Here is an 18,538-nt window from a genome sequence, read left to right on the forward strand (position 1 = left end):
GTATACAGGTGGGCGTGGGACACCCATCCGCGGAAATGATACAACAAACTATGTACGGGGGCAAGTCTGCGGCTTGCTCCCGTATCATGTTTTTGAGGGTCAGACATTTCTCACTCTTTCAGCGTTCGCGGTCGGGACTGCCACGGGCGGGGGCGGTGACTTCATCCCCTACATCTCCATCCACGATCTCGCTCTCCCGCTTGTCCATGTTCAGCAGGATGTTCAATTCATCCAGGCGGGCGGACTTTCTTTTCAGCTCGTCCTCCTGGGGAAAGGGCTTATCCACCTCCAGTTTGGCGTTTTCGAGCTGCATCCTGGTATTTTCCAACTGTTCCCGGCAGGTGCTGATCCGCTCCTCCATGCTTTCCAGCAGATTGTCCAGGCGGAGAATGTTGCCAAAAACATCTGTGCCGAGGTTCGTGGTGTAGTACAGCGCCCCTTTCAGCGTGACCTTGAACTCCCTGGTCAGGCTTGCAAAGGACAGGTCCATAGAAAAGCCCCGGTACTGGCCCAGGGGGACAGGTTCGGGGCTGGTCATGGCTTTGCAGGCGGCGAGGATGGCGCTGCCTGCGGCTTTTTTGTCGGTGTAGACGGTCCCCTCCACCTCCATGGGGGAGAAGCCGTCCTCATTGGGGTGGGTGTTCTCCTTCAGCCGGTCCATATCGGAAAGATAGCCCTCAATAGACTGCTCATACTTGGCAATCTGCTGAGGCAGCGTCTTAATGATCTGATCCTCCAGAGCGTACCGCTGGCTGAGGTGGTTGGCTTTCAGGAGCCGGAGACGCTGCACATCAATGTCCAGGTCCATCTTCTCCTTGATGTGGGGATTGCCGGTGCAGAGCGCCTTGATTTCCGCGTATGACAGGGCGGTTTCATCTATATCCTCGCAGGACCGGACCGGGGATTTGCTGGTCATGATCTGCCCGATGAACTTCTGCTTGCCCTCCACCAGCTGATAGAGGTAGCTGTCAAAGGTGTTCTCGGTAACATAGGTATAGATGTCCACCTCGTTGTTCTCGTTGCCCTGCCGGATGATCCGGCCCTCCCGTTGCTGAAGGTCGGAGGGGCGCCAGGGACAGTCCAGATGGTGCAGCGCCACGAGTTTCTTCTGGACATTGGTGCCCGCGCCCATCTTCTGGGTGGAGCCGATCAGCACCCGGACCTGCCCGGAGCGCACCTTGCCGAACAACTCCTTTTTCTGTGTCTCCGTGTTGGCGCTGTGGATATAGGCTATTTCTTCGGCTGGTATGCCCCTGGCAATCAGCTTATTCCGCAGGTCATCATAGACATTCTGAAATTCCGCCATCTCGTAGCCGCCCTGCTCGTTTGGGACCATTTCAATGGGCCGGTTCTTGCCAGGGGTGGAGAGGTCGCAGAATACCATCTGCGCGGAACGCTGGTCCGCTGTGCGCTGCCATATATCAAACACATCCCCAGCACAGGCGTTGATTTTGCTGGTGTCGCTGTCCGGGAGCAAGGGGTTGAGGAGCCGCTGGTCCAGGGCCAGCTTGCGCCCGTCGTTGGTGATAAGCAGCATATTGTCCTCGGTACTGTCCACCATCCTGTTGCGGACCTTCTCCGCCCGCTGCCCCAGCGCCGCCACCATCTCCTTCTGCTGTTCCGAGGGTTTTAGCACGATGTTGTGGTAGTTGGCCTTGGGGACGGGGAGGTTGAGCATATCCGCCGTCTGGATGTCCGCCACTTCTTTGAACATAGACATGAGTTCTGGGAGGTTGTAGAACCGGGAGAACCGGGTCTTGGCCCGATAGCCGGTGCCCTCCGGGGCCAGCTCGATGGCGGTGACAGTCTCGCCAAAGGTAGACGCCCAGGCGTCAAAATTGAGCAGGCCGTGTTCTTCCAGGGTGTGGTACTGCAAATACTTCTGCATGGTATACATCTCCACCATGGTGTTGGAGATGGGGGTGCCTGTGGCGAACACAACGCCCCGGCCCCCGGTCAGCTCGTCCAGATAGCGGCATTTCATATAGAGGTCGCTGGACTTCTGGGCCTCCGTCTGGCTGATGCCGCCCACATTCCGCATTTTGGAAAAGGCGGCGAGGTTTTTGTAGTAGTGGGCTTCATCGACAAAGAGGCGGTCAATGCCCAGTTCTTCAAATGTGACCACATCATCCTTACGGCTCTGGTCGTTCAACTTTGCTAACTTGGCGTCAATGGACTTTTTTGTGCGCTCCATCTGCTTGATGGAGAAGCGTTCCCCGTGGTTGGCTTTCAGTTCCGCGATGCCGTTCAGGACCTCACTCCGCTGCTGTTCCAGAAGATACCGCTGGCGCTCCACACTCACCGGGATTTTCTCAAACTGGCTGTGTCCGATGATGATGGCGTCATAGTCGCCGGTGGCGATCCTGCCGCAGAACCGCTTGCGGTTCTTGGTTTCAAAGTCCTTCCTGGTCGCCACCAGAATATTGGCAGAGGGGTAGAGCTGCAAATACTCCGACGCCCACTGCTCCGTCAGGTGGTTGGGCACCACGAACAGGCTTTTTTGGCACAGCCCCAGCCGCTTGCTCTCCTGGGCGGCAGCTACCATTTCAAATGTTTTCCCTGCTCCCACCACATGGGCCAGCAGGGTGTTCCCTCCGTAGAGGATGTGAGCGATGGCGTTCACCTGATGGGGCCGCAGGGTGATCTCTGGGTTGATGCCCACAAAGTTCAGGTGGCTCCCGTCATACTCACGGGGCCGTATGCTGTTGAACTTGTCGTTGTAGAGCCTTGTCAGACGCTCCCTCCGGGCTGGGTCTTTCCAAATCCAGTCCTGAAACGCCTGCTTGATAAGCTGCTGCTTGCCCTGGGCGATAGCCGTTTCCTTCTTGTTCAGGACAGGAACACGGTTGCCGTGTTCGTCCTCCACATAGTCAAAAATACGCAAATCCCGGAGGTTCAGGGTTTCCTCTATGATCTTGTAGCCATTGACACGGGTGGTGCCGTAGGTGTTCTCCGCCTTGACATTGCCCCTGTCGGCAAATTTACTTTCGATATTCCATGCGCCGGTGTGCTGGGAGTAATGGCTGCGTATCATCCGCTGACTGCGGGGGGAAGTCCCGAACAGTTCATAGATAAATTGGTCAATGACCTCTGTGGGCAGCCAGGTGGCCCCCAGCCGGACGGCGATCTCGCTGGCGGTCAGGTCCACCGGCTGCACCCGTTCCAAAGCCTGGACATGGGCGGTGTAGTCCTCCGGGTACAGTTCGGCGCTTCGTTTTGCCCATTCCAGCTTCTCCCGCACATTCCCGGAGAGGTATTCGTCCGCGGTGAGGTACTTTTCCTCGGAGCCACCGCCATACTCGTGCATGGGGTTCAGGAAGATCACGCCGGTCAGGTCGGCGTAGACCTCCTGCTCGGTCTTGCCGGTCAGCTCCGCCATATAGTCCATGTCCACCTTTGCCTTTTCAGCCAGTGACACGGCCAGGGCCTCGGACGCGGTATCTACATGGGTGATCGTGACCCTCTGCTTGATGGTGCGCTTGGTAAACATATCCGCCTTGCGGACAAAGTTGCGCTCATCGTCCAGCACCTCCAGCGAAGTCAGGAGGAAGTAGGCGCTGTCCATGCTGAACACGGAGCTGTTGGCGCGGGAGTTGATCCGCCCGTACTTGTCCACAAAGGCGTCGTAAAGAGCGTTCAACTTCCGCTGCTGGGCCTGAATGTCCTGGTCGGGCCAGTCCTCGGTCTGGTACTCAATGAGCGTCCGCACACAGTCCCGTATGCCGATCAGCCCCTTGATGCGGTTGGCCGCTGTCACGGACACCTCTACCGGGTTCATGCGGCTGTTTTCCCGGTAGTACACCTTGCCGTCCACGATGGTATAGCTGAAATTCCGTACCTCCGGGTCCGCGGGGATGGACTTGTCCTCGCCCTCGATTTCCGGGTCGTCCATGACATACTCGGTGATGGAGCCTTGGATATTCTGAATGGCGGCGGCAAGCTGTTCTCCCAGGTCCCGCCCCTCGATGGGCAGGCAGGCGGTTTCCGGCCCATAGGGGCCGCTGATCTCCCGCATTTCGCCCATGACCATCTCCGGGTGGTCAATAAAATACTGGTTCATTTTCAGCCCGTTGGCGTCGGTGTTCAGGTGTACCCAATCCGGTTCCTCGCTGGAGAGGGCGTCCCGCTTCTGCAAAAAGAGGATGTCGCTGGTCACATCCGTTCCCGCGGCGTCCTTGAAAGTGTTGTTGGGCAGGCGGATGGCCCCAGCAGGTCGGCGCGCTGGGCAAGGTACTTCCGCACAGTGGGGGTGTCCTTGTCCATCGTGCCCTTGCTGGTGACAAAGGCGATGACACCGCCCGGCCTGACCTTATCCAGCGTCCGGGCAAAGAAGTAGTCGTGAATGAGGAAATTGTATCGGTCATACCGCTTGTCGATCACCTTGAAGGAGCCGAAGGGCACATTCCCGATAGCGGCGTCAAAAAAGCTGTCCGGGAGGTCTGTTTTTTCAAACCCCTGGACAGCGATAGACGATTGTTGATAGAGTTGCTGGGCGATGCGGCCTGAGATGCCGTCCAACTCCACGCCGTAGATTTTAGAGTCCGCCAGGGCCTCCGGGCGCATACCGATGAAGTTGCCGATGCCGCAGGACGGCTCCAGCAGATTTCCGGTCTGGAAGCCCATGTTCGTGAGGGCCTGATAGATGGAGCGGATGACCACGGGCGGAGTATAGAAGGCCGTCAGGGTGGACTCCCTGGCTGCGGCATATTCCTCCTCGGTGAGCAGGGCTTTCAGCTCGGCGTACTTGCTGTGGCGCTCGTCAAAGCAGTCTGCCAAACCGCCCCAGCCCACATACCGCGCCAATACCTCCTGTTCCTCCGGGGTGGCAAGCCGGTCCTCGGCCTCCAGCCTTTTCAGCAGGCGGATCGCCCGGACATTGTTGTTGAACCGCTCCCCAGGGGTTCCCACGCCCAGGGCGTCATCGGTGATGTGGTACTCATGCCGGTCTGCGTTGGGAACTTCAGGATGGAGGACAAAGGGGGAAACCCTGGCCCTGCGCTGGGGGGCCAGTGGCGGCTCCGTACCGCCTTGGTCGTGCCCATCTGCTGAACTTTCCACGCCCTTTCCCGGTCCCGCTGTCTTTTCAGCCGGTCCCATCAGACGCCGAATGACGGAAATATGCTCCACGCGCTCGATGGGGAAACCAACTGCGCCCTCAAAGGTGAGATCCCGCAGGGAGGCCCGGCCATCCTCGTCGATCTTTTCTACACGAAACCGCCGGCCCTCCAGCGTGATCTCCTTACCGAGCAGGTCACGGTCCGAAGCAGCCGTTTCCGTATCCTCCCGCGGGGGCAGAGGTTGTTCCTCTTTTGCGGTGGGAGGTTCCGGTGTGGGGAAGTCCCCGATCACGCGGAGCCACTTCTTCTCCAGCAGGTCGTAGACAGCCGCGCCCTCGTAGGCAAAGCCGTCTGGTTCCATCGTGCCTTCCAGATAGCCCCGTGCCGCCTGTTCCGCTTCCTCCGGCGTCGCGTATTCCAGCTTCTCGTCCATGCCGTTTTCCAGGTGGTGATAGACCACCACCTGATACCGGCGCTCCGCTTCGTCCCGGTCCGCCGGGGCATGGGCGGGCGGCTTCTCCCGTGCCTGGACCTTTTGGGCCAGAGGGCGGTCCGCATAAAGTTGTTTCTCCGCCTCCTCCAGTTTGGCAAAGCTCCCGGTCGTGGGCGTCACCCTGCCGGAAATGAAGCCGTACTGATTGCAGAAGGTCCCGTTCGGTTCCCGGAAGATCACAAGATGCTCATCGCCGGACCAATATTCCGCGGCCTGCCGGTACGCGAGGTCTTGGGCGGCGATGGGGTCTTTTTTTGCTTGGGGCCGATGGGTATAAAGTGCTGCTTCGGCCTGCTCAAAGGTATCAAAGCCACTCGCCGTTGCATACACCGTGTTATCCTGATCGTCATAGCAGTATTGGACATAATACTGGCCGTTGGGGTACTGCCGGATCAGGATGGTTTCGCCCTCCCCATAATACCGGGCGCAGAGCTCCACCTGGTTCAACTGACGGGCGTATTCCTCCGCCTGCCACCGGCTGGTAAATTCCTCGCTGACGCCCTCATCGTCCACATAGATACGGTCGTTCTGGCCATCCCACACGCCATAGGCGATTTGGGAGCCGCGGTCCAGCTCCACAGCATAGAAGCGGACATCCGGCTCCGCGCCGGCCTTCTCCTCTTGACTGGGCGCTGTGTCCGCGGGGTGTTCCCGTCCCTGGCGCTGTTTGTTGTACTCCTCCTCCGCAAAGGCCACCATCTCGTCAAAATCCAGGTTGGCGAGAAGTTCATTCAGGTCATGGAAGCCGGCGCATTGGATGGAAGCAGCCTCTGAGCCGTCCACCAGATAGGACAGGCGGAACGATACCAAGTCCACACTGATCTCTACGGTGTGGGCGCTGTCGCTGGTGGAGCTGAACGCCAGGGGGACATGAGAGAGGTCGGAGAAGTCGGCCTCCTGCTCAAAGACCTCCATACAGTAAGCGTTAATGAGCCATTTTGCCCGCCCCAACTGCGCCTGCGCCATGTCAATGACCTGGAAGCCCTGGGGCGGCGGGTCCAGTTCGGCAAGGAAGTCCTGGGGAATGGTCTGGCCCTGGCCGTCCCGGTAGAGGACGATCCGCATGGGCGCGCCAGCATGGTTTTCTTCCTTGATTGCCGCCACAAATTCCTCCGCGCCGGTGTACTCCACGCTTTCGCCCACGCTGCCGTTCGTGCCCAGGAAGTCGATCCGTCCCACGGGCAGCGGGGCGTCCGGCGATTCCCCGGCATCCGGTTCTTCGGCGTCAGCCACGGGTGCCGCGTTCTCCGCCACCTGAAGCAGTCTGTCGTTCAGCGGGTTCTCCGCCAGCAGACGGTCGAATTCCTCACGGGGCAGTTCCTTATTGAAAATAGGAAAGGTCGGGTCATAGAGCCGGACGGTCTGCTCATTATAGGCCAGCAGCTCATACTCCTGCGCCCCCAGGTACACCGTGTCGCCCAGGGTCAAGCGGTATTCCTTTTTTGGAGGGGGCGGCGGATTCAGTTCCTCCTCGGTGGGTTCCAGCGGTGTGGCAAGGGGACCGCTCAGATCAGCCAGCACAGCCTCACAGCGTTCCGTCAGGTGGGTCTTGTCCCGGATGATCGTCTGCATGGCGTTTCGCAGGGTGGGTAGGACAAAGAGATTATCTCCTGACAGAACATAGCACTTCTTTTCCCCTATTCTAAAGGAGTTCGCACACGTTCTGGCAAGTAGGAGTTCCTTGTATGGGTCCGTTTCACCGGTCCGTGTTTTGAAATCCACATAATCATCAATGATGGAGCAAATCTCCGCTGCGATGTCCCAACGGGCCTTCCGCTGCTCTACCTGTGCCCGGTATTTCGGATAATGCTCTTTTTCAGCCCGGTTCAGGTAGCGTCCAGCGGCAATCAGTTCCCCAATACGCTTTTCCACCTTGGCCCAGGTCAGCAGGAATTTCCCGTCAGGGTCGCCGTAGTCGCGGGAGATGGTGATGCCCGTGCTGTCGTGGTCTACCCTAAAGCCGCTGCTGGGGATAGCGTTGGAATAGGAGCCTACGCCGTATTCCGCTTTCAGGAATTTGGCATTTTCCTGTCTGCTTTCCTGCTTCTGATACTGGTCATAGATGCGGAGTTTGGACGGTGAGTACCTTCCGCACAGAACATAGTCAATGGCCTCCTGGGGCAAAATAAAAGCCGAAGCCTTTTCTGCTTCTGCCTGTTCTATGAGAGAGACTTGTTTCGCTTCGCTGGGCAGGGGGCGCTCATCCGGGTCGAGCCACTGGTGCAGCAGGATCATCCCGTAGATGGTGTCGGCAACATGGGGCCACCGAAGGAATTCCTCTTTCTCGCGGGAGAAGTACGCCCCGCGCCAGAGGTTCAGCACATCGTCCCATGCCCGATACCCGGCCCGCTGGCCATTGCTCAAAATTTTCTCCACATAGGTGTTGTCAAAGAAACCCTTAATGAAATCGCCGCGCTCTTTTCTGCCCTCATGGGCTTCAAAGAACGCGGCGATCTCGGTCCTATGGTCTTTTAGGGCGTCGCTGATGCGGAGTAATTCCTGTTTCTCGCTGTCCTCATGATAGTAAGGGATGTCCGTGCGGGCGTCAAAATCATGGTGGCTGTTTTGAAGTCCGGCAGTAGCGGATGTCCCGTCAACAGGGGCCTGTGGAAGTTCTTCCCCAGCAATAAGCGGGCCGCTTATGTGTCCGCGTAGACCAGCTCTGTCAGCGCCACTTCCTCCGCTGCTGCCCGGATGTTGTTCATCAGGCCCACCCACTTCATCTGATCGCTGGCCTTCAGCTCCTCCGTCACGCCCTGCTCCCGCGCCATCCGCGCCATCAACTGCTCCACCATCTCCGTGGCCTGCCGGTCGATCTTCTCCAGATGGGCGTTCAGCCTGCCGCTGAGGAGCATCCCCGTGTAGTAGGCGTTCCTGTGGGTCTGAAGGTAACTGCGCCGCAGCATCCCATATTTTCCGACCTTCGGGGCCTCCGGCGCTTCCAGATTGGGCAGGCGGTAGTCGCCCTCCGTCCGGTATGTCAGTTCCATGTTCAATGCTCCTTTCCTGTTTTGTCCTGCTATCATGATACGGCCTGTTTGGAGTTTGCGCAAATGTGCGATTTTCCCTTTGCTCTGCCCGGTACAGGCTCAAAACCGTGCTGGCGATCTCCCGCAGGGGCATTTCCGCAATATCGCTCACCGCGCCGCCCAGGATGGAGAGGGTTTCCGGGGTGTCAAAGTCATAGACATGGGCGAAATCCTCGCCGCTGAAATAGTCCATGGGGTCGATGCCGCACCGGGTCAGCATGATAAAGGCCACGCTGTTCTCCACCAGACCCTTAAACCATGTTTCAGTGCTGAGATCGTCCAGTTCTTCCAGCAGGCTGCCCGCCTTGACACCCCGCAGTTCCGTGTAGTAGTCGCCAAGGTTATCTTCCACGATGACCTTTGCCGTTTCCAGCAGGCAGGCGGCAAGGCCGGAGCGGTCCGGGAACTCGCCATAGCTGTTCTCCAGTGCCTCGATTACCGCGTTCTCATACCGCGGCTCCATCTTCCAGATGGGGATCATGCGCCCCTGGCGGCTGTTGGTATCGGACATATCAAAGACATACCGCAGCTTGTAGCCCTGGTCCGTGTCCACCAGCAGGGCGATCCCCCTGGTGCCCCGGTTAACATAGCGGCCATGCTTGTTCCAGAAGTCGATCTGGGCGCAGGCGGTGGCGTCCGGCTTCTGTGCGTAAATCAAAAGCTGGTCGCGGAAATTGTACTTGAAGTTGTGGGCGGCGGTGGTCAGGAACGCCATATAGTTCCCGCTGTTGGCGGAAATTTCGCGGGTCTTTTGCGCCGCAAGTTCTACAATGGAGTCCAGTTTTTTCGCCACACTCTATCCCTCCGTTTCTTCATAAGATTGTAGCAGGCCCTTTGCTGCTGCGGCGATTTTAGAGATGCGCCCGGTGAGCTGGGCAACGGTGGCCCGAACCTCTGATCGCCGCGCCGCGTAGAAGTAGCCTGCATCGGCGCTGCAAATGGGGTGGCCGTCACAGCGCAGGCGGTTGACCGCCCGCCGCAGCTCCGTCCCGCCGACATGAAACGCGGCCTCCAGCTCCTTGCTGGAAGCTGCGTTCTCCTGTCCCTTGTGGTGTTTCTTCAGGTACGCGCACAGGGACTCGTCAATGGGTACGCCCTTCATTGGGGATCACTCCTGCTTCCCACCTTCAACTTTTTGTGATATTCCTCGCTCACATCATAGTTGAGGGCTGCGGATAAAAGGAGCTGCCAGATCATTTCTTCCGCTTCATTTTCATACATACACAGACTGGCGTATTGTTCGCCGTCTTTACTCATATAGAGCCGGGTAAAGCGCATACGTTTCTCCATCAAGTCCTTCGCACCGCTTCGGACGCTCTCCACGGGGGCGTTAGCGGCGTTGTATGCCAGGACAGTCATCAACAGGTCAAACATAGAGGGGTGTAGTTCTAATTTGGTGTTGGGTATTTGTGCCATCATCGTCCTACCTTTCCACGGAAACGGCCTGCCGGGGCTTGGGAAAATCCCAGCCGTACACCTTGCCGATCTCGTCTCCCAGCCTGCGGGTAATCCGGGTTATATCGGATCGGACAGCCTTTCCGTAATACAGTTTTTCTTTCAGCAAGTCAATTTGTGAGTCCCGTGCTCCGGGCTTATAGGTGCGGTAAAGAAGATGGTTCGTACCGTCGTGGTGTATGGCGTCGCAGCGCAGGTCGCCCAGCTTATCCACATACCATGTGGCGTATTCAATATCCCGGCCACTGTAAAGGCAGTCCCGGATATTGCCGCTGGAGATTTCCTGATAGCCTGTACGCCGCCCATTCCAAAGTCCCAGGTCAGCGATCACAAGGATGGGCTGGTCAAGCTGGATGTTCAGATTGACGCGCTCATCGTCCAGATAGCGGTTATTGATCTCGTACATCAGGGCCATGCGCTCGTCCTCGGTCAGCTCCGGATGATCTTCCTCCAGATCGTCCCTCCAGTCCTCATAGTCCAGATCGTAGTTGCTCCATATTAAGTGCCTTTGCTCTGTCATCGTGAACCGCCCCTTTCGTGGCGGCGGGGCTTGACAGGCCGTCCTCGCTCGTTGTAGCGGTTCGGGTCAGCGGCAGGGGAAGTCCAGCCCTGGGTCACCCCGGCCAGCATCGCCGCCGCCTGCGCCCTGGTCACGCCCATATCGCCGTTGAGCACATCCGCCGTCTGCTGGGGCGTTTTCCCTTTGAAATGGGCCATAGGGGACACCTGATACCCAGGCTTATACCGCTCTATGACGATCAGCTCGCCGGATGATGGCAAAATGGCAAAGCACTTCTCCGGCAGGGGTGGTGTCAGTGGCAGGACGGTGTTGTGGCAGCGTTCCATCTGCTCGGCAAACTGGCAGATGTGAAACAGGCTGTCCCAGCCGTTGCCTACCTCCACATGGCAGTCATCAATATAGCGGCAGGTCCGGTCGATGGGCGCACAGCCCTCCCGGAGAATACGGATTTGCCCGCCGTCCGGGATGCGGAACAGTTCCTTGTAGTGCGGGTCGATGAACCGGATGCCCTTTTCAGCCTGTTCCATGTGCCGGTCCAGCCAGTCGCGGCGGTAGCAGTAGAGAAACAGATTTTCCTCCCCCTTGTAGGGGTGCAGCCGGATCAGATAGGCATACTGTGCTGTGTCCGCCCGGAAGCCGAACGCAAAGCCGCTATCGTAGCCGCTCTCCTGGTGTCCCCGGCAGAAATCCCGCATGGCGTCACGGCTTTTCAGAAACCCGCCGTACTGCTCGTCCCCCACCAGGGCCTCCAGGACCTCCTCAAACTCCTGCTGAAAGTCCTCGGTGTCCAGATTTTCCCGGTGGCTGGTCCACTTGGGAAAGAAGCCCTTGCCATCCTCACCCATATCCGCTCGAAGGTGCCCGATACTCCCAGTCTGGCCCTCAATCTGTGTGCTTTGTCTGGCAATATAAAGCCGCTCCGCTGGAGCAGCGGCGTGAAAAGTTAATTCCATACGATCACGCTCCTTGTCAACAAGAAGGCGGCCATTAGCTTCCCACTGATAGCCGCTTTCTCTCTATACGATATTGATAGACCTTCTACCGGGCGTCGCCCCGGTCGTGGCGCTTGGGCTTGATGGGCTGGCCCTGCTCATCATATTTTTTCGGGTCGGCGGCTGGCACCTGCCAGCCGAACAGGGAGCCGGCCAGCATCGCCGCCGTCTGTGCTTTGGTCACGCCGCCGCGCTCGTTACACTCACTTACGATCTCCAGAGCCTCCGCCCGGTCATGGCCGTACTTGTCTGTACGGTAATAGCCGCTCTCGCCCTTTTTGACAATAATGATTTCATCACTGCTGGGCAGCACAGCATAACACTTGTCCGGCAGGGTGGAACGCATGGGAATCACCATGCCGCCTGTTTGCTCCAGCCGCTCCGCAAACTCCCGGATAGAATAAACGGTGCTGCCCCACTCGTGGGACAGTTCCATGTGGCCGGCGTCGATATAGCGGGCGGTGCGGTCACGGGTGCCATCTCCGCCTGTGATAATGCGGATCTGCTCCCCATCCGACACCCTGAATTTCTCTTTGCCGTCCGTGGTGACAAAGCGGATGCCTTTTTCGGCTTCCTTCATGTGCCGCTCCAGCAGGTCCCGGCGGTAAGCATAGATATATGCGTTATCCAGCAGCTCGGATGGCGTACAACGGAGTAGATAAGCATGGTAGCCGGCATCAACGCGGAACAGATATTCGGGGCTTTGTATGATGCGGCTTTCCTGGTTGTTCAGGCAGTAGGCAATCATCGCGGGGATATTCTTCAGCACAGGGCCATATCGCTGGTCTGATCGGAGCATTTCAATCATGGCATCGAGTTCCACCGAGAACTCCGGTGTTTTCCATGCGGGGTCCCAAATGTCCCAATGGCTGTAAAACGCCGTGCCGCTATCGTCCAATTCAGCAACTAAGATACCCGGACTTCCGCACCGCTCCATGATCGGAATACACTGCCGCTTGGCGTATAGTCGTTCCGTTGGTGTCGCAGGCCGCAAAGTCAGCTCCACTATCGCTCACGCTCCTTTACCTTCGGCTGCTGTGCAGGCTGTGTCAGTCCGGCCTCATGCGCCCGCCAGTAGTCGGGATGGCATACTCGGATGGTATCATCAATACATTTGCTGTATTCTCCGGGGCCAAAGTATTCATTGACCGGCGCGGTGTAAAGCCCCCGGTCCATCAACTCCCGAAGGACGATCTGCGCGTCGCTGTCCTCCTCAAAGCACAGATAGCCGCCTTCCCAGAACCCGTACCGCTGGGCGGTGGGTGATAAATTCCCGGCCACAAATTCCCGCGCCACCATGATCCCGCCGTGGCTGGCTGTGGAAACATCGAAGAAACCAGGGCAGAGGGTCTTGCGGGTCTGGATAAGCCCCCAGGGAGAATAGGCTGGCTCATAGCTCATTCCCGCTCACGCTCCTTCCCCGATTTCTCCGGCTGTTCGCCGGAGCGTTCCTGCTTTGTCATCTGGTACTCCAGTTCCGCCCCGGCCCGTTCCAGAAGGTCCTTTTTAGCGGCCAGGAGATCGGAGTGATAATGGCCCCAGTAGTAGTAATCACTTCCCTGACAGGCCCATGTCACAAACATGGACCGTTCCGCTATGCTCACACCCAGCACGAACTCGGTGGTCCCGATGTGGATGGAGTCGGTGATAAGATAGCCGGCGTTCATACGGCTGCCCATATCAGCGGCCCTCCCTGTCACGAGAGTTTCGTTCCTTTTCAGCCTGTCGCAGCTCCAGGTAATGCTTTGCCCATTTGGGCAGGTCCTCCGGGGCGATGACGCCGAGAATGTCGCTGCGCTCAAACCGCGCCCTCTGCCCGGAATACAGCTCTGTGCAGTAACAGGCAGTGCCGCGGCTGTTGGGGTATGCGCCGGAGCCGCTGGTACACAACTGGAGCTGGCAGGTGGCGTGGCGGTATTCCCGGCGCAGCACCTCCGGGCGGATCACCACGACTTTGCCCCGGATGTCCTCCTGGTAACTGACCTGTTCACAGTCCTCGGCGGTGATGGCTGAATTGGGGATGCCCTGAATTTTCGGGCCGTTCAAGGTGATATGGGTCTTTTCCGCCTGTTCCGCCACACGCTCCCCAAACAGCTTTACCAGTTCCGGGTAGTCATCGCTGACCATGACCTCGGTATAGTTTGCGAATATCTCATGCTGCTGGCAGAACGCGCATACATACCGCTCATCCTCCGGCGCTGACGGGTTTTCCCCCAGCACGATCTCCCGGTCGCCAATGTGAAGCGCATGGATGATCTCATAGTCCCCGGCCATACGCTTTTCCTGATCTATGTCCATTTGAAGTCCTCCTCGTATAATAAGTTTCAAAGTTAATAGTTTCAGGTATCAGCAGGCTTTGAGGTGCCCGTGATACAATAGCTGTAGGACAGCAGGGTCAAGTTCTGAGTCCTCCGGTTGAGCCGTAAGGCTACTTCACTGAAAGTCTGTTCCCCTGAACCGGAAGTTAGCTGCAAACTCATTGGCTGTTTGCCTGGGACAAGACCGCCCTTTCAGCAGTGAGGGCTATCGCATTGGTCTGCCCAGGAATGATTCTGATAAGCGAGGGTGCCAGATGCTCCGGTTATCATGGGTATCTCAAAGCCTGCTGGCCTGAAATCTCCATGCGGGGAGGTGAAAATTGTGAATCCACTATTCGTTGGCATTGATGTGAGCAGCAAGAACAATGTGGCCTACCTGATGAAACCGGACGGCAGCAAACACTCCAGCTTCTCCGTGCAGAATAACCTTGGCGGTGCTAAACTGTTATCAGAGAGAATCGTATCGGCACTTGGCTCCATGCAGCTTGAGCGTGTGGTGATTGGCCTGGAGGCCACCTCCATCTACGGGGACAGCCTAGTCTATGCTCTTCGTGAGGATGGCCGCTTGGGGCGGTTTCAGAGGAAAATCCATGTTCTAAATCCAAAGCAGGTGCGGAAATTCAAGGAAGCCTATTCTGACCTGCCAAAGAACGACTGGGTGGACGCCTTTGTGATTGCCGACCATCTCCGTTTCGGCAGAATCAACAGGGAGGTCTACATGGACGATTACCGCTACAAAGCCCTGCAAACCCTTACCAGAGCCAGATTTGATGTCATCCAAAACTTGACCCGGGAGAAGCAGCGGTTCGCCAACTACTTATTCCTCAAATGCTCCGGCATGGCCCAGGACAAAGACATTCAGAACACCAGCGCCACCACCATCGCACTCATGGAACACTTTGAAACCGTGGATGACTTGGCGAATGCCGACCTGGAGGAACTGACTGCCTTTATTACTGAAACAGGCCGTGGCAAATTTGCTGACCCGGATGCTACCGCCAAGGCAGTTCGGGCTGCAGCCAAAGGCTCCTATCGGCTGCCCAAAACAGTAAACGACACTGTAAACCAAGCAATGGCTGTTTCTATTGCCTCCATGCGCGCCTTGAAAGGGCAGGTCAAAGTATTAGATAAGGCCATTGAACAGCAGTTTGAAATCATTCCGAACACTTTGACCTCCATCCCCGGTATTGGCAAGGTCTACTCCGCCGGTATCATTGCTGAGATTGGTGATATCCACCGTTTTGATTCCCAAGCCTCGGTTGCCAAATACGCCGGCCTTGTCTGGAACAGGAGCCAGTCTGGCGACTTCGAGGCCGAACACTCCAGAATGATTAAATCCGGCAACCGCTATCTCCGCTACTACCTGCTGGAAGCCGCCAACTCCGTGAGAAGATGCGACTCCGAGTTCCGGCGTTACTATGACCTCAAATTCAAAGAGGTCAACAAGTACCAGCATAAACGCGCACTCGCTTTAACTGCCAGAAAACTGGTCCGGTTGGTCTTTCGGCTGCTAAAGGACAACCGCCTGTATATCCCGCCGGAGGGCTGAGAGCGCAGCTTGCCACTCTGACTCATAGGCCCTGTTTCAAAATTTCTCAGGGACAGGGCTTTGGTTGGTGTTGCCTTTTTGCTGTCTACACAGTGCTTTTTACTCTGTTTCGCTTAAAATTTTCTTGCATCACCTACTTGACTTCATACCATTGGACTCGTATGAACAGCGTCATTTCGTTAGCACATTGTGAGTAAAAGAAAGTGGCTGAATGAGGATAAGATATCTGGCAAAATCAACATAGAGATTTTATAACTCCGTTCACAAACAGGAAAAATTCCTATCATAACTTGAAAGTCAGTCCGAGAATGAAATGCTGCCAGCATACTTTTTGAGTACCCTTAGAATATCTTATCCGTAATATCCTCTATATGGCCCTCCAGTTGAACTGGGGGGTTCGCTTTTCAGTAACTCTTGATAGTACGTCGGCCTTGCAATAGAGGTAAATCCGCTCTTGCCGGTAATGACTACATTGTTGTAGCCGCTGGCGCAGTGGATGATGAGCACATTGCCGTTTCCGTCAAATCCACAGACAATGCCGACATGGCTGTCTCCCGGATAGAACACAAGGTCTCCCGGCTGGGCATCGCTCCAAGCGATGGCAGTGCAGTATTCGTGCTGCATGGTTGCTCCACCACCATGACCGATAACATAACTGCCGCCAGACTGGTTGTAAAACACCCAATCGACAAAGCCGGAACAGTCTAACCCGAATGAACGCACCGTTCCGGTCGTAGAACTGCCTGCTGCTGTGACCTCCATAGGCGTCCCCCAGCGGGAGTCCCAGCCGATGACGAGGGACTTTATAGCGATAGGTAATCCACCGCTTTTATCCCGGTGTTACCGGGACAGTCAGGGTGGATTTTCCCCCGCTTCACACCGTGCTTGCGACTTTCACCGCACACGGCGCACCATCAGTGCAGATTATTTGTTGCGTGTATGTGAAGTAACCAGTTTATTCCTAAAACCTTTGATTTTCTTTTGCGCTTCGCTGTCGAACTCACCGATATCCTGATTAGGGTCGTTCACAGCTTCAAGGCATTTTCTGTGCATAGAGACCAGATTGTTGACACGGTTCACTTGATTCAGCGGGAAATAGGGGTTGACTCTGTGAGCGCAAGGCGCAGTTGATATTAACCAACCACCGCAGACCCGGCATTTAAGCCTGTCACGGTTAAGCGCATAGGCCCTGTTCATAATGAACTCGAAATTGTTGAGTTGCCCCCATTTGCTGTAACAGACAGCGCGGGATGTACTCTCTGAGTACATCTCATCCAGCCGCGTATTCATGCGTTTCTTTTTTGTGCGTTTGAAATAACGCTGTCTGCCATCTTCCGAATATGGCGTTTCTGCCTGTGTCTTCACGGGCGTCATTTCCCACTGGCAAAAGGAGAGGGCGGTAAAGCCAACATAGATATCGCGATATTTTATCGAGGGGATTTTCTGCTGGTGCTTTTGATGAACATGGGATAGGTTTTGCGTTTGATTTGCTGGTATCCATCTGCCACCGTATTGCTTTATGCGCGCCTTGGAAATTATTTGCAATCGGTGGGAGTGTCGCCGCAAGGCGACGCTGACCCATGTACAGCACTGGTAGTATTGGATAATCCCTCGAACTTGGCTGTTGATGCGATTGATTTCCCCGATGAATTGTTCCTTGCTAAAATTTCTGGGAATTTTCTTGATATCCTCTGCGATACTGTCAACTTTCCGCTGTAACCGTTCTTTGTCTGGTATTGTCTTTGTAATATAGCCTGTTCTGCTGTTTCCCGGTATCATTTTGAGTTCATAGCCGAGAAAGTGGATGTGTTTTCTCCGCACATCTGTTATCAGCGTTTTTTCTGTGGATAATGTCAGCTTGAGTTTGTCTTGCAGAAATGTTTGCAATCTGGATTTCCATTGTTCGGCATGGGCGCGGGTGTCTGTGATGATGACAAAATCGTCTGCGTACCGTATGAGCCATCCCGGATTCAGAGAGGTTTGATAAAGTGACCTTCGCTTGGTTCCCGCAGTCCGGTAAGTTCGTCGAGTTTTCTTATGTTCCCACTGCTTTGTGACCCACTCATCCATTATGTCCAGATAGGCATTGGCCAGCAGCGGACTGATAATTCCGCCCTGTGGGGTTCCGTACTCGTTTACGGTGCATTCATCCATGATCCCGGCTCTCAGCATAGCCTTGATGATTTGCAACACACGCCTATCTCTGATACCGATGTGGTACAGGCGGTTTAGAAGAATTCCGTGGTCAATGTTATCAAAGCATTTGCTTATGTCTCCCTCAACAATCCAGTATTTAGCAGATGTGTGCGCTACCTGATTGATGCGCGCCAGCGCCATCGCGGTATCACGCATGGGCCGAAACCCGTAAGAATGCTCAAAGAATTGTGCTTCCAAAATCGGTTCCAGCACAATTTTCATACACTCCTGTACGATGCGGTCTCGAATAGTAGGTATGCCCAGCGGACGTTTCTCGGCTTTTCCTGGTTTGTCGATATATTTCCGGCGTATCTTCTGAACTTCAAAGTGCTTAAATGCGTTTTGAATATCCTGAATTACCCACTGATAGGGTCTCTCCAGATAGTCCTTTCGCATGGTTTTGAAATCTACACCGGGAGTCTCACTGCCGTGATTGCTTTTGATGTTGTGAATTGCTGTGATAACGGTTGCTTCTGCTGACATGATTTCCAGAAGTCCCTTGAACGCTGGCCTCCCGCCTGCGTCGTAGACCTCTTTGCTGTGCTGATACAGCTTGTCTTGGAGTTCGCGTAATTGTGTTTCGGTTTTTGGACTGTCGAATTGTTGTGCCATACGCACCGCCTCCCTCCGGACTTGGTGTTTCTGGTTTTAGTCAGGTATGCCTACGGCTTCCTCGACTTTCTGTTCACATACAATCTGCATTGACTATGCCCCTTCGCTCCACCCCCATTACAGGGGCTTCATCACTACTACGGGCTCCTGCCCCGTGGATAAGCAGGTCATTTCCTACCTGCGCGGGCGAGAGTGTCATCCCTTTTACATTTCCATGTGCCCGTCCACGGTTCCTTTGTTCCCTATGCTTTAGCTTTACATGTTGGTTTTAGTCCATCCCTCTGGCCCGACTGCCATCTTTGGCTGGTGTGAACTTC

General features: G+C 56.0%; 13 protein-coding genes and 1 pseudogene. 2 read left to right on the top strand and 12 right to left on the bottom strand.

Going from position 1 to position 18,538, the window contains the following annotated elements; all coding sequences use genetic code 11:
• Positions 1-118: 118 nt before the first annotated feature.
• Together EIO64_RS05270 and EIO64_RS05275 are read right to left on the bottom strand one after the other, a co-directional pair.
• Positions 119-5,139, bottom strand: a pseudogene (locus EIO64_RS05270) (DEAD/DEAH box helicase family protein); the annotation flags it as partial.
• Positions 5,140-8,189: 3,050 nt separating this feature from the next.
• On the bottom strand, positions 8,190-8,576 hold the full coding sequence (locus EIO64_RS05275; RefSeq protein WP_346730080.1) for a TnpV protein: 387 nt from the start codon (positions 8,574-8,576) through the stop codon (positions 8,190-8,192).
• A 163-nt stretch (positions 8,577-8,739) separates the two neighbouring features.
• Here EIO64_RS05275 and EIO64_RS05280 point away from each other — a divergent pair, with 163 nt between their 5' ends.
• Positions 8,740-9,405: a hypothetical protein gene (locus EIO64_RS05280; protein WP_249390813.1), complete on the top strand. Its 666-nt coding sequence runs from the start codon at positions 8,740-8,742 to the stop codon at positions 9,403-9,405.
• Here EIO64_RS05280 and EIO64_RS05285 read toward each other — a convergent pair.
• The 8 genes from EIO64_RS05285 to EIO64_RS05320 form a co-directional block, all read right to left on the bottom strand.
• Complete coding sequence (locus EIO64_RS05285; RefSeq protein ID WP_136890956.1) at positions 9,376-9,681, bottom strand: hypothetical protein; 306 nt, start codon at positions 9,679-9,681, stop codon at positions 9,376-9,378. The two genes, EIO64_RS05280 and EIO64_RS05285, sit on opposite strands and share 30 nt — an antisense overlap.
• Complete coding sequence (locus EIO64_RS05290; protein ID WP_044945150.1) at positions 9,678-9,998, bottom strand: hypothetical protein; 321 nt, start codon at positions 9,996-9,998, stop codon at positions 9,678-9,680. Before EIO64_RS05290 ends, EIO64_RS05285 begins: the two co-directional genes overlap by 4 nt.
• A gap of 4 nt (positions 9,999-10,002) precedes the next feature.
• The gene (locus EIO64_RS05295) at positions 10,003-10,554 is read right to left on the bottom strand and encodes a hypothetical protein (protein WP_009260418.1); all 552 of its coding nucleotides are present in this window, start codon (positions 10,552-10,554) and stop codon (positions 10,003-10,005) included.
• Entirely contained in the window at positions 10,551-11,507 is a 957-nt protein-coding gene (locus tag EIO64_RS05300; protein WP_136890957.1) for a hypothetical protein, read from the bottom strand. The genes EIO64_RS05295 and EIO64_RS05300 overlap by 4 nt, the downstream gene beginning before the upstream one ends.
• A gap of 85 nt (positions 11,508-11,592) precedes the next feature.
• The gene (locus tag EIO64_RS05305) at positions 11,593-12,552 is read right to left on the bottom strand and encodes a hypothetical protein (protein ID WP_136890958.1); all 960 of its coding nucleotides are present in this window, start codon (positions 12,550-12,552) and stop codon (positions 11,593-11,595) included.
• Entirely contained in the window at positions 12,552-12,947 is a 396-nt protein-coding gene (locus tag EIO64_RS05310) for a DUF7007 domain-containing protein (RefSeq protein WP_136890959.1), read from the bottom strand. The genes EIO64_RS05305 and EIO64_RS05310 overlap by 1 nt, the downstream gene beginning before the upstream one ends.
• Entirely contained in the window at positions 12,944-13,225 is a 282-nt protein-coding gene (locus EIO64_RS05315) for a hypothetical protein (RefSeq protein WP_009260422.1), read from the bottom strand. The genes EIO64_RS05310 and EIO64_RS05315 overlap by 4 nt, the downstream gene beginning before the upstream one ends.
• Position 13,226: 1 nt before the next feature.
• Positions 13,227-13,844, bottom strand: coding sequence for a hypothetical protein (locus EIO64_RS05320; protein WP_136890960.1), 618 nt, complete (start codon positions 13,842-13,844; stop codon positions 13,227-13,229).
• A gap of 288 nt (positions 13,845-14,132) precedes the next feature.
• Here EIO64_RS05320 and EIO64_RS05325 point away from each other — a divergent pair, with 288 nt between their 5' ends.
• Positions 14,133-15,413: an IS110 family RNA-guided transposase gene (locus tag EIO64_RS05325; RefSeq protein ID WP_021632196.1), complete on the top strand. Its 1,281-nt coding sequence runs from the start codon at positions 14,133-14,135 to the stop codon at positions 15,411-15,413.
• 351 nt (positions 15,414-15,764) lie between these two features.
• Here the strand turns inward: EIO64_RS05325 and EIO64_RS05330 are convergent, their stop codons facing one another.
• Both EIO64_RS05330 and EIO64_RS05335 read right to left on the bottom strand, forming a co-directional pair.
• Complete coding sequence (locus EIO64_RS05330) at positions 15,765-16,175, bottom strand: C40 family peptidase (RefSeq protein ID WP_136890961.1); 411 nt, start codon at positions 16,173-16,175, stop codon at positions 15,765-15,767.
• A 162-nt stretch (positions 16,176-16,337) separates the two neighbouring features.
• A complete protein-coding gene (locus EIO64_RS05335; RefSeq protein ID WP_136890962.1) occupies positions 16,338-18,221 on the bottom strand; it encodes a reverse transcriptase domain-containing protein in 1,884 nt (627 codons plus the stop codon).
• Positions 18,222-18,538 lie beyond the last annotated feature (317 nt).

It is taken from the genome of Dysosmobacter welbionis (assembly GCF_005121165.3).
GTDB classification, from domain to species: Bacteria; Bacillota; Clostridia; order Oscillospirales; family Oscillospiraceae; genus Oscillibacter; species Oscillibacter welbionis.

Excerpts from the sequence above, each read along its gene's own strand:
- EIO64_RS05275 (WP_346730080.1), bottom strand. The coding sequence starts at position 8,576 with ATGATAGCAGGACAAAACAGGAAAGGAGCATTGAACATGGAACTGACA.
- EIO64_RS05280 (WP_249390813.1), top strand. The coding sequence starts at position 8,740 with ATGGGCGAAATCCTCGCCGCTGAAATAGTCCATGGGGTCGATGCCGCA.
- EIO64_RS05285 (WP_136890956.1), bottom strand. The coding sequence starts at position 9,681 with ATGAAGGGCGTACCCATTGACGAGTCCCTGTGCGCGTACCTGAAGAAA.
- EIO64_RS05290 (WP_044945150.1), bottom strand. The coding sequence starts at position 9,998 with ATGATGGCACAAATACCCAACACCAAATTAGAACTACACCCCTCTATG.
- EIO64_RS05295 (WP_009260418.1), bottom strand. The coding sequence starts at position 10,554 with ATGACAGAGCAAAGGCACTTAATATGGAGCAACTACGATCTGGACTAT.
- EIO64_RS05300 (WP_136890957.1), bottom strand. The coding sequence starts at position 11,507 with ATGGAATTAACTTTTCACGCCGCTGCTCCAGCGGAGCGGCTTTATATT.
- EIO64_RS05310 (WP_136890959.1), bottom strand. The coding sequence starts at position 12,947 with ATGAGCTATGAGCCAGCCTATTCTCCCTGGGGGCTTATCCAGACCCGC.
- EIO64_RS05315 (WP_009260422.1), bottom strand. The coding sequence starts at position 13,225 with ATGGGCAGCCGTATGAACGCCGGCTATCTTATCACCGACTCCATCCAC.
- EIO64_RS05320 (WP_136890960.1), bottom strand. The coding sequence starts at position 13,844 with ATGGACATAGATCAGGAAAAGCGTATGGCCGGGGACTATGAGATCATC.
- EIO64_RS05325 (WP_021632196.1), top strand. The coding sequence starts at position 14,133 with ATGGGTATCTCAAAGCCTGCTGGCCTGAAATCTCCATGCGGGGAGGTG.
- EIO64_RS05330 (WP_136890961.1), bottom strand. The coding sequence starts at position 16,175 with ATGGAGGTCACAGCAGCAGGCAGTTCTACGACCGGAACGGTGCGTTCA.
- EIO64_RS05335 (WP_136890962.1), bottom strand. The coding sequence starts at position 18,221 with ATGGCACAACAATTCGACAGTCCAAAAACCGAAACACAATTACGCGAA.